Below are 14,589 nucleotides of genomic sequence, written 5' to 3'. Positions count from 1 at the left end.
TCGTAACCACGCCACCGACCTTGACGCGGCGCGGCACACGGCCTTAACGTCCACGTAACCGATTATCGATAGTCGGTGAAGGATGGCGCTGATGATCACAGCAGTGCGTACTCCGGAGTCCGTGGCCGACGCGGTCGGTCACGCCGCCGCCGGCGGCCGGCTGATGGGCGGCGGCACGGTGGTGATGGCCCAGGTCAACAGCGGATCGCTCGGCTCCCCCGAGATCGTCAGCCTGCGCCGCGCCGGCCTCGGCGGGATCGGCGTCGACGGCGCGCTGGCCCGGGTCGGCGCGACCGCGACGCTCACCGAGGTCGAGGAGAGCCCGGAGCTGGCGTTCCTGCGCGACGCGGTGCGCAGCGTCGCCTCGCCGACGATCCGCAACCAGGCCACGGTCGGCGGCAACCTCTTCGTGCCGCAGCCCTACGGCGACCTCGCGGTGTGCCTGCTCGCGCTGGACGCCACGGTCGAGGTCGCCGGCCCGGACGGGAGCCGCGGGGCACCCGTCGACGTGGTACTCGCCAACGGGGTCGCGCCGGGCGAGGTGGTCACGGCGGTACGGCTGGCCGTGCCCGCGCCCGGCACGTGGTTCTACCGCAAGGCGATGCGCCGCAAGCTCAACTCGGCCGCCATCGTCGCGGTGGCCGCGGTCGTGGAGACGGGGGGCGGCGTCGTGACGTCCGCGCGGATCGCGCTGGGTGGCGTGGCGCCCCGGCCGGTCCGCGCCGCCTCCGCCGAGCGGGTCCTCATCGGACGTCCACTGGAGACGGACGTGCTCGACGAAGCGGGGCGGGCGGCCCGCGCCGACATCGCCCCGTTCGACGACGCGTACGCCAGCGCCTGGTACCGCACCCGCGTCCTTCCGGTCCACCTCCGCCGAGCTTTCCTCGGCTAGGTCCTTACCTCAGAGAGGCCGACATGGCGTCCCAGGTGGTCAACCTCCGCGTCAACGAACGGTCCAGGGAGTTCCTCGCCGCACCGGGCACCCCGCTGCTGTCCAGTCTCCGCGACGCGCTCGGCCTCATGGCCGCCAAGCGCGGTTGCGCGCAGGGCAGTTGCGGCACCTGCACCGTACTGCTCGACGGGCGGCCGGTGATGTCGTGCCTCGTGGCCGTCGAGACGGTCGACGGCGCCTCGGTGCGCACCCTGGAGGGTGTGGCCCGGGGCGGCGACCTCGACGAGGTGCAGAGCGCGTTCCTGGAGGGGTTCGCCACCCAGTGCGGCTTCTGCACCGCCGGCATGATCATGACGGCCGAGGCGCTGCTGGACCGCAACCCCGACCCGACCCGCGCCGAGGTGGTCGAGGCGATCAGCGGCAACGTCTGCCGCTGCACCGGGTACGGCCCGATCGTCGACGCGATCCTCGACGCCGCGGCGAGGCGGCGAAAGGAAGACGCCGCGGCGAGGCGCAAGGAAGACATCGCGGCGAGGTGGGGAACGGCGGACATCGCGGCAACGCCGGGAACGGCGGACGCCGCGGCGAGGCGGCGGTCATGAGGTACAAGACCAACCCGATCGACCGGACGTACTTTCCGGACGAGCCGGCCCCGGACTTCAACGTGATCGGCTCGGTGGTGCAGCGGTCGGACGCGCTCGGCCACGTCACCGGCCGCTCCAGCTTCTTCGAGGACCTCTCCCCGCCCGGCCTGCTGCACCTGAAGGCGCACCGCTCGACGCGGCACCACGCCCGGCTGGCCACAGTGGACACGTCGGAGGCGCTCGCGGTACCCGGTGTGGTGCGGGTGCTGACCCACGCCGACATCCCCAACAACGTCTTCACCCCGCTCAAGCTGATCGGCGTCCAGCCGGACGACGAGCCGGTGCTGGCCGAGGGAAAGGTGCGCTACCTCGGCGAGCCGATCTGCGCGGTGGTCGCCGAGACCGAGGCGGCCGCGCAGGAGGGCGCCGCCCGCGTCCGGGTCGGGTACGAGGAGCTGCCCGCGGTCTTCGACGTCGAGGAGGCGCTCGCCGAGGGGGCGCCGATCGTCAACGAGTACCACGGCCACAACTACTTCACCTACGAGGGGCACCACTGCCGGCGGATCCGCTTCGGTGACGTGGAGGCGGCGTTCGCGGCGGCGGACCACGTCTTCGAGTGGCGCTACCAGTCCGCGCCGATCGAGCACGCGCCGACCGAGACCACCGGCTGTGTCGTGGTGCCGCAGCCCGACGGCCGGCTGCGCATCCACTCCGACACGCAGGCCTGCTTCTTCACGCTCGACAACACCGCGCTGATCCTCGGCACACCCTTCAACAGGCTGCGGATCGTCGGCGGTACGGTCGGCGGCGGCTTCGGCGGCAAGGTGGACGTGGCGGTCGAGCCGGTCGCCTGCGTCGCCGCGATGCTCACCGGCCAGCCGGTCAAGTACGTCTACAGCCGGTACGAGGAGATGCAGGTCTCCTCCCCGCGCGCGGCCGAGCGCATCTACATCAAGGACGCGGTGACGGCCGACGGCAGGATTATCGGCCGCAAGATCACATTGTACGTGGACGCCGGCGCGTACTCCCGGCACAGCCCGTACGGCACGACGAAGGCGGCGGCGCACCTGCCCGGGCCGTACAGCATCCCGAACGTGTGGGCCGACTGCCACTGCGTCTTCACCAACCGCACGCCGTCCAGCGCGATGCGCGGGTTCGGCGTGACGATCGGCGACTTCGCGCTGGAGTCGCAGATGGACCGGATCGCCCGCGCGCTCGGCATGGACCCGCTGCGGCTGCGGCTGCGCAACGCGTACCGGGACGGCGACCTGAAGGCGCACCGGAAGGTCGCCGAGGGCACCGCGCTGGTCGAGGTCATCCAGAAGGCCGCCGAGATGGTCGGCCACGAGCTGCCCGAGGAGTACCGGCGGATGTCCTCGATGGACGGAGGAGGGCGCTGATGGCCAGGCTGCGCGGCCGCGGGTACGCCTCGGTCAACTATCCCACCGGCATGAACCTCGGCGGCGACCCCTCGCAGGCGCTGATCCACGCCACGACGACGGGCACGTTCGTGGTGTCGCTCTCCTCCGTGGACCTGGGCCAGGGGCTGAAGACGGTCGTGGCGCAGTGCGCGGCGGAGACGCTCGGCCTGCCGATGGAGAACATCCTCGTCGACACCGCCGACACCGACACCGGGCCGCACTGCATGGGCACGTTCGCCAGCCGCGGCACGCACCGGGTCGGCAACGCGGTCATCATGGCCGCGGCCGAGGCGCGCGAGGTGATGCTGGCGGTGGCGGCCGAGGAGCTGGAGGTCGACGCCGGCGACCTGGAGACCGACGGCACCGGGTACATCCAGGTCAAGGGCGCCCAGGAGAGGCGGATCCACATCACCGACCTGGCGCTGGCCGCGCACTTCACGCACGGGCGCACCATCTCCGGCCGGGGCATGTTCCTGAAGGAGAAGAACGACCCGGTGCCGGAGACCGGCGAGATGGACCCCGACTCCTGCCAGGCGCATGCCTGCACGGTCGCGGTGGTCGAGGTGGACGACGAGACCGGCGTCGTCGAAGTGCTGGAGATGCACAACGCGTACGAGATCGGGCGGGCGCTCAACCCGGCGATGGTCGCCCAGCAGGTCGAGGGGGGCGCGTGGATGGGCATGTCGCACGCGCTCTTCGAGGCGACCGAGCCCTACTACCCGGCCCGCGACCACGGCCCCCGCGACTTCACCGAGTACCTGATGCCGGGCGCGGCGGACATCCCCGCCTACCACAACGCGATCCTGGAACGCCCCGCCGGCAACGGGCCGTTCGGCGCGAAGGGGATCGGCGAGATGACCGCGAACGCGCCGATCCCGGCCATCGCCAACGCCATCTTCGACGCGTGCGGCGTACGGCTGGACACCATGCCGTTCACGCCGGAACGGGTGCTGCGCGGGCTCGACGAGCTACGCGGATACCACGACTAGGAAGGAAAGTGTCGATGCTCAAGGTCGTCTCGCTGCTCAAGCGCGCGGAGGGCTTGTCCAAAGAGGAGTTCGCGAAGTGGGCCGTGGAGGACCACCTGGAGTTCGCGAAGAAGCTCCCCGGACTGCGCCGTTACACAGTGAACGTGGCGGTGGCGGAGGACTCGCCGTACGACGCGGTCAACGAGCTCTGGTTCGACGACGAGGAGGCGCGCGCGGCGGCGTTCGCGTCCGAGGACGGCAAGGCGGCGGCGGGTGACGCGGGCGCGCACACCTCCAGCCGGGTGCACGTGCTGACCACGGCGCACGAGCTGTTCTGATGCCGCTCGGCGAGGAGCAGCTCGCGGCGGCGCTGGCGCGGGAGGGCTACTTCGCCGACGAGGGGCTGCTCACCGCCGTACACCTGGCGCTGCGCCTCGGGCGGCCGCTGCTGCTCGAAGGCGAGCCGGGCGTGGGCAAGACCGAGGTCGCCTCGGTGCTCTCCCGCGTGCTCGGCCGGGAGCTGATCCGCCTGCAGTGCTTCGAAGGGCTCGACTCCGGTCAGGCCCTCTACGAGTGGGACTATCCCAAGCAGCTGCTGCGGGTCCGCACGGCCGAGTCGCGCGGGCAGGAGATCGGCGACCTGTACGCCGAGGAGTTCCTGCTGCAACGCCCGCTGCTGCGCGCGGTCCGCTCCGCGCGCGGCGCGGTGCTGCTCATCGACGAGATCGACCGGGCCGACAGCGAGTTCGAGGCGTTCCTGCTGGAGTTCCTGAGCGACTTCCAGATCACCGTCCCGGAGCTCGCCACCCTGCGCGCCGCGCACGTCCCGGTCGTCGTGCTCACCTCCAACCGCACCCGCGAGCTGCACGACGCGCTGCGCCGCCGCTGCCTGTACCACTGGATCGCCTTTCCGGACGCGGAGCGCGAGCGGGCGATCCTGCACGCGCACGTGCCGGGCCTGACCGGCGACGCGGCGGCCGAGCTGGTCCGGGCGGTGCAGCGGATCCGCGAGCTGCCGCTGCTGAAGCGGCCGGGCATCGCCGAGTCGGTCGACTGGGCGCGCGGCGCCGCAGCGCTCGTCGACGGCGCAAACGGCTGGCCGCGGGCGCTGCGGCGGGCGCTGGGCCTGCTCATCAAGGACGAGGAGGACACCCGGATCCTGGAACGCCACGCGGAGGAGGTGTTCGGCCATCGGTGACGACCGCGGCCAGGTGCTCGCCGCCGACCACCTATGGGGCTTCCTGGGCGCGCTGCGCCGCGCCGGCGTCGGGGCCGCACCGGCCAAGCAGGCGGACTTCCTGCGGGCGATCGCCGGTGCCGCGCCGCGCGACGTCAGGACCCTCTACTGGTACGCCCGGGTGACGCTCCTCGGCGACGTCGCCGGCCTGGCCGCGTTCGACCGGGTCTTCGACGCCTGGTTCGTCAGCGGCGTACCGGTCGAGGCGCTCGGGCCACCACCCTCTGATGTGGAGGGCGAGGTGGCGGCGGCCGGCGACGGCGGCACGGTGTCCACGATGGAGGCCCGGCCCGGCGGCGGGATCGAGGCGAGCGCGGCACCGACCACCGGCGGGCGCACGTTCGGCCGCTCGGACACCCGGCAGCGCGACCTGATGCGGCTGCTGCGGGAGGCCTGGCCGGCCCGCCTCCCGGTGGTCCCGTCCCGGCGCCGCCGCCCGGCCCGCGCCGGCCGCCGGCTGGACATGCGGCGGGTCTGGCGGCAGGCCCGCCGGGACGGCGGCGAGCTCACCCGGCTCCGCTGGACCACCCGCCCGCCACGCGCCCGCCGGCTGCTGCTCCTGCTCGACGTCTCCGGCTCGCTCAAGCGGCACACGCCGGAGCTGATCCGCCTGGCGCACACCGCGCCGGCCCGCACCGAGGTCTTCACCTTCGGCACCCACCTCACCCGGGTCACGAAGGCGCTCGCCGACGCCCGCGTCGACGCCGCGCTGGCCGCCGTCTCCCGCACGGTCACCGACGCCGACGGCGGCACCGCGATCGGCGAGGCGCTGGGCCGGTTCCTGGCCAACCCCCGCTTCCTCGCCCTCGCCCGCGGCGCGCTGGTCGTCGTGATCTCCGACGGCCTGGAACGCGGCGACTGCACCGCCATGGTCCGCGCCGTCGAGCGCCTCTCCCGCCTCGGCCACCGCCTCCTCTGGTGGTCCCCGCTGGCCTGCTCCCCCACCTACCGCCCGGTGACCCGGGGCATGGCCGCCCTCCTGCCCCACCTGGACCGCCTCGGCGGCGTACGCGACCTGGCGACCGGGCTGTCCGAAGTGGAGCGCATCCCGCACGTCGTGGCCGGCCCGCGCCGCGCCGCCTGGCGCCACTACTTATCCGGCACTGCCTCGGGAGCGAGAGCATGACCGACATCGTCGACGCGCACCACCACCTCTGGCGGCGGGACGACCTGCCCTGGCTGAACGGCGAGATGGTGCCCCGCATCTTCGGGCCGTACGAGCCGATCCGGCGGGACTACCTGGCCGCCGAGTACATCGCCGAGGCGACCGCGTGCGGCATCACCGCGTCGGTGTACATCCAGACGAACTGGCCCCTCGAACGCGCGGTCGACGAGATCCGGTGGCTCCGGGACGTACACGGGGAGACCGGATGGCCCACGGCCGTCGTCGGCTCCGCGGACCTCTTCGCCGCGGACGCCGCCGACGTGATGCGCCGGCAGGCGGCCGTGACGCCGCTGGTGCGTGGCGTGCGGCTCCAGCTGCACTGGCACGAACGCCCGGAGTTCCGCTTCGCCACCGCGCCCGACCGGATGAACGACCCCACGTTCCGCCGCAACATCGCCGCCCTCGCCGACCTGGGCTGGCTCTTCGAGCTCCAGGTCTTCGCCGGCCAGATGGCCGACGCGGCCGCGTTCGTGGCGGCGTTCCCGCGGACCACGTTCGTGCTGGTGCACGCCGGCATGCTGGACGGCCCGGAGCCGTCCAGAGTGGACGAATGGACGCGCGGGATGCGCCGCCTGGCCGAGCAGCCCAACGTGGTGGTCAAGCTGACCGGCCAGGGCACGTTCACGCACCGCGTCGACCAGGCGCTGATCGACCAGGTGACCGCCGTGTGCCTGGAGCTGTTCGGCGCGGAGCGCTGCATGTGGGGCAGCAACTTCCCGGTCGAGAAGATCTGGACCGAGCTGCCGCCGCTCGTCTCCGCCTGGAAGCGGGCGCTGCGCCCGTACCCGGCCGCCGCCCGCGAGCAGGTTTTCGGCCGGACCGCGAGGAGGGTGTACGGACTGCCGGCCGCGTGAGGGCTTTGTGTCCGGGCACAAACGACGGCGGGGGAAGCTTGCGGCGCCGCCCGAAGACACCTCCGCCCCCTCCCTGCGACCTTGGGACGGCCAGCAGATGACCGCCGGGGTGAGGAGGGGCGATGGGCGTCGAGCGGATCCGTCCCGTCCGGCCGCGGGTACCGGCCACCCTCGCGTACGCCCTGCACCGGCTCCTCGCCCGCAACGGCGCCTACCGCCGGCTGGCCGCGTACGTCGAGCGGCACCCGGTGCTCTACCGGGCGTTCACGGCGGGTGAGCGGGTCACCAAGGAACGGCTCTTCGGCTGCCGGATGTGCGGGCAGTGCGCGCTGCCCACCACCGGGTACGCGTGCCCGATGACCTGCCCCAAGCAGCTGCGCAACGGGCCCTGCGGCGGTGTCTCGCCGGACGGCTCGTGCGAGGTCGACCGTACCCGGACGTGTGTCTGGGTCACGGCCTGGACCCGCGCGGAGGGCGCGGCCCGGGGCGCGGACCTCGACCTGCTGCAGCGGCCGGTGGACAACCGGCAGTGGACCCGCAGCTCGTGGGTCAACTACTGGCAGGGGCGGGACGAGGGCCTGTCGGTCGCGCACGACGCCGAGGACCCACGCCCGGTCATGGTGGATCGAACGTGACCGGGCTGCGCGAGGCGCTCGACAGTGGACGGTTCGTCGTGACGGCCGAGCTGGCCCCGCCGCGCGACGCGGACCCGGGCGCGGTCGAGCGCAAGGCGGCCGCGCTGCGCGGGTGGGTGGACGCGGCGAACGTCACCGACAGCCAGGGCGCCAACGTACGCATGTCGAGCCTGGCCGGCAGCGTCCTGGTGCGGCGGGCCGGGCTCGACCCGGTGATGCAGCTGACCTGCCGGGACCGAAACCGGATCGCGCTCCAGTCCGACCTGCTCGGCGCGGCGGCGCTCGGCGTCCGCAACGTGCTGCTGCTCACCGGCGACCACCCGACGCTCGGCGACCACCCGGACGCCAAGCCGGTCTTCGACCTCGACGGGGTGCAGCTGGTCTGGACCGCGCGGACGCTGCGCGACGACGGCACGCTGCTCTCCGGCAAGCCGCTGGCGACCCGGCCGTCGTGGCTGATCGGCACGGTGGAGAACCCGTTCGCGCCGCCGGCCGCGCTGCGCGCCCGGCGGCTGGCGAAGAAGGTGGCGGCCGGGGCGGAGTTCGTCCAGACGCAGTACGTCTTCGACGTCGACGCGTTCGCCGGCTGGCTCGGCCTCCTGCGCGACGAAGGGGTCAACGAGCGGTGCGCGGTGATCGCCGGTGTGGGGCCGATCCGGTCGCGGCGGATGCTGTCGTTCCTGACCGGCCGCGTACCCGGCGTCCACGTGCCGGACGGGCTGCGGCGGCGGCTGGCGGGCGTGCCGGAACACCGGGTCGAGGAGGAGGGCATGCGCGCCTGCGTCGAGACGGTCCAGGCGCTGGCCGCGCTCGACGGCGTACGCGGCGTGCACCTCATGGTCTTCGGCCACGAGGACGAGGTACCCGACATCGTGCGCCGGGCCGGCGTCCGGCACGCCGCCGCGCGGGAAGGGGGAGGGTGATGCTCATCGACTTCAGGCCGCACGCACGGCTCCGCTCCGACAAGCCGGTCGACCTCGCGGCCTCGGTCGCACCGGTCGTCTCGGCGCTGGCCGGCTCCGAGTGGGACCTCGGCCGGGTACGGGTCGTCTGCGACTGGGTGCAGTACAAGGAGAACTTCCGCGACGCCGTGGACCTGCGGCCGATCCTGTCCACACCGGAGGGTCTGGAGGTCGCCGTCGACGTACGCCGGGCCGGCCCGCCACCCCGGCTGAGCGGCGACTCAGCGGACCGGGTCTACCTGGAGGACTGGGGGCCCGGCTCCGCGAGCTGCGTCTGGGCCTTCAACGCCCTCTACTGGAACGCGCTCGAACAGTGGGAGAAGGCCTCCGGCCGCGGCTACGAGCAGGCGCTGCCCGGCGGCGAGAGCGACGCCCGCAACCGCGACGCCGCCCGCGAGGTCATCGAGGGGCTCTTCGACGTCTGGGAGACGCTGGAGCTGCGCGCGGCGCTCCCCGAGGAGCTGGTCGTCGTCGAGCTCGGCGTCGGCAACGGCGGCCAGGCCAAGGTCTTCCTCGACGAGTTCCGCCGCGCCGACCGCGCCCGCGGCACCGACTACTACCGGCGGCTGCACTACCTGATGTGCGACTACTCCCAGCACGTGCTCGACCTCGCCGGGGAGGCTGTCGCCGAGCACGCCGGGCGGGTCAGCTCGGTCGCCCTGGACGCCACCCGGCCGCTGACGTCGCTGGGCTTCCTGAAGTACAAGGTGTTCCTCGTCTACGTGTCCAATGTGTACGACAACCTGCCGACCGACGAGGTGGCCCAGATCGGGGGCCGCACGTACGCGGTGCAGACCCGCGCCTACCTGCCGGCGCAGGGCGCGCGGGCGGACCTCGTACACAGGCTGCTCCGCCTCGGTCCGCTGCTGCTGACCGAGGTGGCGCCCGACCGGTTCCCCGACCTCGACACGGCGGTGGGATTCTGGCGGGAGGCGTGGTCGGCGCTCCGCCTGGAGGAGCGGTACGTGCCGCTGCCCGCCCTGGACGAGTACCCGGTGACCCCGAGGTTCAGCGGGGAGGCGCTCCGGCCGCTGCTGGAGTCGGGCGCCGACATACGGATGCACGTGAGCAACGGCGCGGTGGCCAGCTTCGCCGACAGCCTCCAGCTGCTGCACCCGTACGGGCGGCTGATCTGCCACGACATCTTCGTCACCGGCGTCGAGGGCTACCGCGGCCCGTTCCGCGGCCCGGGCAAGTACGACGGCTCGGTCGTCAACTGGGTCAACGGCCCGCTGATCGCCCACGTCGGGCGGCGCTGCGGCTTCGACGTCCACTTCGAACCGTTCCGGCACCGGTCGGCCGGCAACATCGTCACGATGACCGCACAGGTGAGGGAGTGAGGATGGAGCTGCCCCCGCTGCCCACCACGGTCGTCGGCTCGTACCCCGTTCCAGAGTGGATGGAGCGGCTCAAGACCGACTACTGCCGGGGCCGGATGAGCTACGGCCAGCTCCAGGACGTGCACGACATGGCCGTCAAGGCGGCCCTGCGCGACCAGGAGCTCGCCGGCATCGACATCGTCTCCGACGGCGAGCTACGCCGGGACAACGACATCGACTACACGCTCGCCCGGATGCCCGGCATCGAGATCCCCGACCCGGTCAAGGACTTCTACTACGACTACCACGAGGCGCGGCTCGCCACGCTCCCCGCGGTGACCGGGCCGTCGCCGCTGGGGCTCGCCGCCGACTACGCGTTCACGTCGGCCCAGACGAGCGCTCCCGTCAAGTTCTCGTTCACCGGCCCGTTCTCGCTCTCCTGCCGGGTCCACGACCGGGGCCGCACGAGCCAGCGCGACCTGGTGATGGCGATGGCCGGAGTGCTCAACGCCGAGGCGCGGGCGCTGGCCGAGCTCGGCGCGACCCTGCTGCAGATCGACGAGCCGTTCCTGGCCGGGCACACCGACCAGGTCGGCCTCGCCGTCGACGCCGTCAACGCGGTGACCGACAGCGTCGAGGCCACCTGGGCGCTGCACGTCTGCTACGGCAACCGGTACGCCCGCCCGTCCTGGGAAGGGCACTACGACTTCCTCTTCCCCGACGTTCTCAAGGCCAATGTGGACCAGCTCGTGCTGGAGTTCGCCCGCAAGGGCGACGACGACCTCACGATCATCGACAAGTTCGGCTGGCCCGGCGCCCTCGGGCTCGGCGTCATCGACGTCAAGAGCGACGAGGTCGAGACACCCGAGCTCGTCGCCAACCGCATCCGCCGCGCCCTGCGGCACGTCGGGGCCGAGCGGCTCTTCGTCAACCCGGACTGCGGGCTGCGCAACCTCACCGCCGCGACCGCCCGGGCGAAGCTGGCCGCGATGGCCCGCGGCGCCCGGCTGGTCCGCGACGAGCTGCCGATCAAGCAAGGAGCCACGGTATGAGCAAAGTGGACTTTCTCTTCACCTCGGAGTCGGTCACCGAAGGGCATCCGGACAAGGTCGCCGACGCCATCTCCGACGCGGTGCTCGACGCCGCGCTGGCCGCCGACCCTCGGTCGCGGGTCGCCTGCGAGACCCTGGTAACCACCGGGATGGCCGTGCTCGCCGGCGAGATCACCACGCCGGTCCAGCTCGACTACACCCGCATCGTCCGCGACACCATCAACCGCATCGGGTACGACGACGGGGCGTACGGCTTCGACGGCGACCACTGCGCCGTGCTCGTCGCGCTGGACAAGCAGTCCCCGGACATCGCGCGCGGCGTCGACCGGGCGCACGAGCACCGTGAGGGGCTCTCCGACGACCCGTACGACCGCGTGGGCGCCGGCGACCAGGGCATGATGTTCGGCTACGCCTGCGACGAGACGCCCGAGCTGATGCCGGCGCCGATCACGCTCGCCCACCGCCTGGCCCGCCGGCTGGCCGAGGTGCGCCGCGCGGGGGTCGTCGACTACCTGCGGCCGGACGGCAAGACCCAGGTGACGGTCCGGTACCGCGACGGGGTGCCGGTCGGGATCGAGCGGGTGCTCGTCTCCACCCAGCACGCCGCGCACGCCACCGCCGACCGGATCCGCGCCGACGTCTGGGAGCACGTGGTCGCCCCGGTCCTGCCGCCCGACCTCTACGACGCCGCCGAGCTGCGCCGGGGGTTGCTGGTCAACCCGACCGGGCGCTTCGTCGTGGGCGGGCCGGTCGGCGACGCCGGGCTCACCGGCCGCAAGATCATCATCGACACGTACGGCGGGTTCGCCCGGCACGGCGGCGGCGCGTTCTCCGGCAAGGATCCGTCCAAGGTGGACCGCTCCGCGGCGTACGCGGCCCGGTACGTGGCGAAGAACGTCGTCGCGGCCGGCCTGGCGAGCCGGGCCGAGGTCCAGGTGGCGTACGCGATCGGGGTGGCCCGGCCGGTCTCGCTGCTGGTCGACACGTTCGGCACCGAGCGGATCGACCCCGCCCTGGTCGACAAGCTCGTCGCGGACTGCTTCGACCTGCGCCCGGCCGCGTTCCGCGACTACCTCGACCTGCACCGCCCGATCTACGCGGACACCTCGGCGTACGGCCACTTCGGACGCTCCGACGTGGACCTGCCGTGGGAGCGCACCGACCGCGCCGACGAGCTGCGGGCGGCCGCCGGCCTCACCGCCGCCCCGGCGGCGTGAGTCCGATGTCGACGATCGTCTCCGAGCGGCCCGCCCCGCTGACCCCGACCGGGCCCGACTTCACCCGCGACATCGGCCGCCTCGTCGTCTCCTGCCCGGACGGGCCGGGGATCGTCGCGCTGATCAGCGCGTTCCTGCACCGCCACGGCGCCAACATCCTGCAGTCCGACCAGTTCTCCACCGGCGCCACCGGCGGGCGGTTCATGCTCCGCACCGAGTTTCACCTGACCCGGCTCCGCGAGCGGCTGCACCTGCTGGAACGGCAGTTCGACGTGGAGGTGGCGCGGCGGCTGGGCGCGGAGTTCCGGGTCCGGCCGGCGGCCACCCCCACCCGCGTGGCGATCTTCGTGTCCCGGTACGACCACTGCCTGCTCGACCTGCTGTGGCGGGCCCGCCGCGGCGAGCTGCCGATCGAGGTGGTCGCGGTCCTCTCCAACCACCCCGACCTGGAGCCGGACGTGGCCGCGTTCGGCACCCCGTACATGCACGTCCCGGTCACCCGGGCCACCAAGCCGGCCGCCGAGCGGGTCCAGCTCGACCTGCTCCGCGGCGAGGTCGACCTGGTGGTGCTCGCCCGGTACATGCAGATCCTCTCGGCCGACTTCCTCGACCGGGTCGGGGTACCGGTGATCAACATCCACCACTCGTTCCTGCCCGCGTTCGCCGGCGCCAGCCCGTACGAGCGGGCCAAGCAGCGCGGCGTCAAGCTCATCGGCGCCACCGCCCACTACGCGACCGAGGAGCTGGACGAGGGGCCGATCATCGAGCAGGACGTGGTCCGCGTATCGCACCGCGCCGGCGTCGCCGACCTGGCCCGCAGCGGCGCCGACATCGAGCGGACCGTGCTCTCCCGCGCGGTCGCCTGGCACTGCGCCGACCGGGTCTTCGTCCACGACGCGACGACGGTCGTGTTCTGATGCGGGCCGGCCCGGTCGCGGTCACCGGCTCGATCGCGACCGATCACCTCATGCACTTCCCCGGCCGCTTCCGCGACCAGCTCGTCGCCGAGCGCCTCGACCGGCTCTCGCTGAGCTTCCTCGTCGAAGACCTGGAGATCCGGCGCGGCGGCGTGGCCGCGAACATCGCGTTCTCCCTCGGTGTCCTCGGCCGCCGCCCGGTGCTGGTCGGCGCCGTCGGCCCGGACTTCGCCGACTACCGCTCCTGGCTGGAGCGGCACGGCGTCGACTGCGGTGGTGTGCTGACCGTCGCCGGCGCGCACACCCCGCGGTTCACCTGCACCACGGACGACGACCAGTGCCAGATCGCCTCGTTCTACCCGGGCGCGATGTCCGCGTCGGCCCGCATCGACCTGGCGCCGGTCGTCGCCTCCCGCGGGGTGTCGCTCGTCCTGGTCGGGGCGAGCGCGCCGGAGGCGATGCTCGCCCACACCGCCCAGGCCCACCGGCTCGGCGTGCCGGTCGCCGCCGACCCGTCGCAGCAGCTGCCCCGCCTCGACCGCGACGAGTGCCGGGCGCTGGTCGACGGCGCCACCTACCTGTTCACCAACGAGTACGAGTGGGAGCTGCTGCTGCGCCGCACCGGCTGGACCGAACGCGGCATCACCGACCGCGTCGGCATGCGGATCACCACGCTGGGCGACAAGGGGGCGCGGATCGCCGCGCGGGGCGAGGCCGAAATCCAGGTGAACGCGGTGCCGGCCCGCCACATCCTCGACCCCACCGGCGTCGGCGACGCGTTCCGCGCCGGCTTCCTCGCCGGCCTCGACAGCGGACTGCCGGTCACCCACGCGGCACAGCTCGCCTCGCTGGTCGCCACCGCCGTGCTGGAGAGCGTCGGCAGCCAGGAGTGGACCCTGACCGTCGCCGACGCCGCGGAGCGCCTCGCCGACGCCTACGGCCCCGACGCCGCCACCGCCATCCGCCCCCACCTCCGCTTCCACCCCCCGAACCCCGCCTGAAGCCCGCCGCCCAGCTTCCACGCCGTCCGCGGGGCGGGGGTTGCCTCGGCGAGAAGCTCTGGAGCTGCCCGCACAGACGGGGCACCTGACTATCGTCCGGCCGCCTGGGGTCGAGCCCTGACGGGCCGGTGATCGAAGCTCCCCTCAAGTCGTTCTAGGAAGGCGCTGAATATCGGCGTTCTTGAGGTTGGCGGTGGGGTGGGTGCCTGGGTTTGGCTGCCGGTGGGTTGGTTGGGTCGGGGGGGGTGGTGGTGCGGGTGTGGGCGCTGCGGGGGTCGCTTGGTGGGCTCTGTGGTGGTGTCTTCGGGCCCGGTGGTGGCTGGTCAGCTGGTGGCGAGGGTCCATCCGTTGGTCCAGTGCAGGCC

General features: G+C 73.0%; 15 protein-coding genes. All 15 read left to right on the top strand.

Translation table 11 applies throughout. The annotated features are described in order from the left end of the window. Positions 1 to 91: 91 nt before the first annotated feature. Positions 92 to 892, top strand: a complete 801-nt coding sequence (locus RB614_RS10095) for an FAD binding domain-containing protein (RefSeq protein WP_308712143.1) — start codon at positions 92 to 94, stop codon at positions 890 to 892. 23 nt (positions 893 to 915) lie between these two features. Further along, the gene (locus RB614_RS10090) at positions 916 to 1,494 is read left to right on the top strand and encodes a (2Fe-2S)-binding protein (protein ID WP_308712142.1); all 579 of its coding nucleotides are present in this window, start codon (positions 916 to 918) and stop codon (positions 1,492 to 1,494) included. Next, positions 1,491 to 2,876 (top strand): xanthine dehydrogenase family protein molybdopterin-binding subunit, encoded by a 1,386-nt coding sequence (locus RB614_RS10085; protein ID WP_308712141.1) that lies wholly within the window; start codon positions 1,491 to 1,493, stop codon positions 2,874 to 2,876. The genes RB614_RS10090 and RB614_RS10085 overlap by 4 nt, the downstream gene beginning before the upstream one ends. Further along, positions 2,876 to 3,886 (top strand): xanthine dehydrogenase family protein molybdopterin-binding subunit, encoded by a 1,011-nt coding sequence (locus RB614_RS10080; protein ID WP_308712140.1) that lies wholly within the window; start codon positions 2,876 to 2,878, stop codon positions 3,884 to 3,886. Before RB614_RS10085 ends, RB614_RS10080 begins: the two co-directional genes overlap by 1 nt. A 14-nt stretch (positions 3,887 to 3,900) precedes the next feature. Next, positions 3,901 to 4,203 (top strand): EthD family reductase, encoded by a 303-nt coding sequence (locus tag RB614_RS10075; protein ID WP_308712139.1) that lies wholly within the window; start codon positions 3,901 to 3,903, stop codon positions 4,201 to 4,203. Next, positions 4,203 to 5,063 (top strand): AAA family ATPase, encoded by an 861-nt coding sequence (locus RB614_RS10070; RefSeq protein WP_308712138.1) that lies wholly within the window; start codon positions 4,203 to 4,205, stop codon positions 5,061 to 5,063. Before RB614_RS10075 ends, RB614_RS10070 begins: the two co-directional genes overlap by 1 nt. A 13-nt stretch (positions 5,064 to 5,076) precedes the next feature. Beyond that, complete coding sequence (locus tag RB614_RS10065) at positions 5,077 to 6,228, top strand: vWA domain-containing protein (RefSeq protein ID WP_308712137.1); 1,152 nt, start codon at positions 5,077 to 5,079, stop codon at positions 6,226 to 6,228. Next, entirely contained in the window at positions 6,225 to 7,121 is an 897-nt protein-coding gene (locus tag RB614_RS10060; protein ID WP_308712136.1) for an amidohydrolase family protein, read from the top strand. The genes RB614_RS10065 and RB614_RS10060 overlap by 4 nt, the downstream gene beginning before the upstream one ends. Positions 7,122 to 7,243: 122 nt before the next feature. Next, entirely contained in the window at positions 7,244 to 7,756 is a 513-nt protein-coding gene (locus tag RB614_RS10055) for a methylenetetrahydrofolate reductase C-terminal domain-containing protein (protein ID WP_308712135.1), read from the top strand. Further along, a complete protein-coding gene (locus tag RB614_RS10050) occupies positions 7,753 to 8,679 on the top strand; it encodes a methylenetetrahydrofolate reductase (protein ID WP_308712134.1) in 927 nt (308 codons plus the stop codon). Before RB614_RS10055 ends, RB614_RS10050 begins: the two co-directional genes overlap by 4 nt. Further along, positions 8,679 to 10,058, top strand: a complete 1,380-nt coding sequence (locus RB614_RS10045) for a hypothetical protein (RefSeq protein WP_308712133.1) — start codon at positions 8,679 to 8,681, stop codon at positions 10,056 to 10,058. Before RB614_RS10050 ends, RB614_RS10045 begins: the two co-directional genes overlap by 1 nt. Positions 10,059 to 10,060: 2 nt before the next feature. Continuing rightward, positions 10,061 to 11,089, top strand: coding sequence for a uroporphyrinogen decarboxylase/cobalamine-independent methonine synthase family protein (locus tag RB614_RS10040; RefSeq protein WP_308712132.1), 1,029 nt, complete (start codon positions 10,061 to 10,063; stop codon positions 11,087 to 11,089). Further along, positions 11,086 to 12,306, top strand: a complete 1,221-nt coding sequence (metK, locus tag RB614_RS10035; protein WP_308712131.1) for a methionine adenosyltransferase — start codon at positions 11,086 to 11,088, stop codon at positions 12,304 to 12,306. Before RB614_RS10040 ends, metK begins: the two co-directional genes overlap by 4 nt. A gap of 5 nt (positions 12,307 to 12,311) precedes the next feature. Beyond that, complete coding sequence (gene purU / locus RB614_RS10030) at positions 12,312 to 13,223, top strand: formyltetrahydrofolate deformylase (protein WP_308712130.1); 912 nt, start codon at positions 12,312 to 12,314, stop codon at positions 13,221 to 13,223. Beyond that, on the top strand, positions 13,223 to 14,224 hold the full coding sequence (locus RB614_RS10025; RefSeq protein WP_308712129.1) for a carbohydrate kinase family protein: 1,002 nt from the start codon (positions 13,223 to 13,225) through the stop codon (positions 14,222 to 14,224). Before purU ends, RB614_RS10025 begins: the two co-directional genes overlap by 1 nt. Positions 14,225 to 14,589: the final 365 nt, after the last annotated feature.

Origin of the sequence: Phytohabitans maris (genome assembly GCF_031085175.1) — a bacterium.
GTDB classification, from domain to species: domain Bacteria; phylum Actinomycetota; class Actinomycetes; order Mycobacteriales; family Micromonosporaceae; genus Phytohabitans; species Phytohabitans maris.
This window is presented reverse-complemented; position numbering and strand designations above follow the sequence as displayed.

Coding starts and splice junctions, on each gene's coding strand:
- RB614_RS10095 (WP_308712143.1), top strand. CDS start 92: ATGATCACAGCAGTGCGTACTCCGGAGTCCGTGGCCGACGCGGTCGGT.
- RB614_RS10090 (WP_308712142.1), top strand. CDS start 916: ATGGCGTCCCAGGTGGTCAACCTCCGCGTCAACGAACGGTCCAGGGAG.
- RB614_RS10085 (WP_308712141.1), top strand. CDS start 1,491: ATGAGGTACAAGACCAACCCGATCGACCGGACGTACTTTCCGGACGAG.
- RB614_RS10080 (WP_308712140.1), top strand. CDS start 2,876: ATGGCCAGGCTGCGCGGCCGCGGGTACGCCTCGGTCAACTATCCCACC.
- RB614_RS10075 (WP_308712139.1), top strand. CDS start 3,901: ATGCTCAAGGTCGTCTCGCTGCTCAAGCGCGCGGAGGGCTTGTCCAAA.
- RB614_RS10070 (WP_308712138.1), top strand. CDS start 4,203: ATGCCGCTCGGCGAGGAGCAGCTCGCGGCGGCGCTGGCGCGGGAGGGC.
- RB614_RS10060 (WP_308712136.1), top strand. CDS start 6,225: ATGACCGACATCGTCGACGCGCACCACCACCTCTGGCGGCGGGACGAC.
- RB614_RS10055 (WP_308712135.1), top strand. CDS start 7,244: ATGGGCGTCGAGCGGATCCGTCCCGTCCGGCCGCGGGTACCGGCCACC.
- RB614_RS10045 (WP_308712133.1), top strand. CDS start 8,679: ATGCTCATCGACTTCAGGCCGCACGCACGGCTCCGCTCCGACAAGCCG.
- RB614_RS10040 (WP_308712132.1), top strand. CDS start 10,061: ATGGAGCTGCCCCCGCTGCCCACCACGGTCGTCGGCTCGTACCCCGTT.
- metK (WP_308712131.1), top strand. CDS start 11,086: ATGAGCAAAGTGGACTTTCTCTTCACCTCGGAGTCGGTCACCGAAGGG.
- purU (WP_308712130.1), top strand. CDS start 12,312: ATGTCGACGATCGTCTCCGAGCGGCCCGCCCCGCTGACCCCGACCGGG.
- RB614_RS10025 (WP_308712129.1), top strand. CDS start 13,223: ATGCGGGCCGGCCCGGTCGCGGTCACCGGCTCGATCGCGACCGATCAC.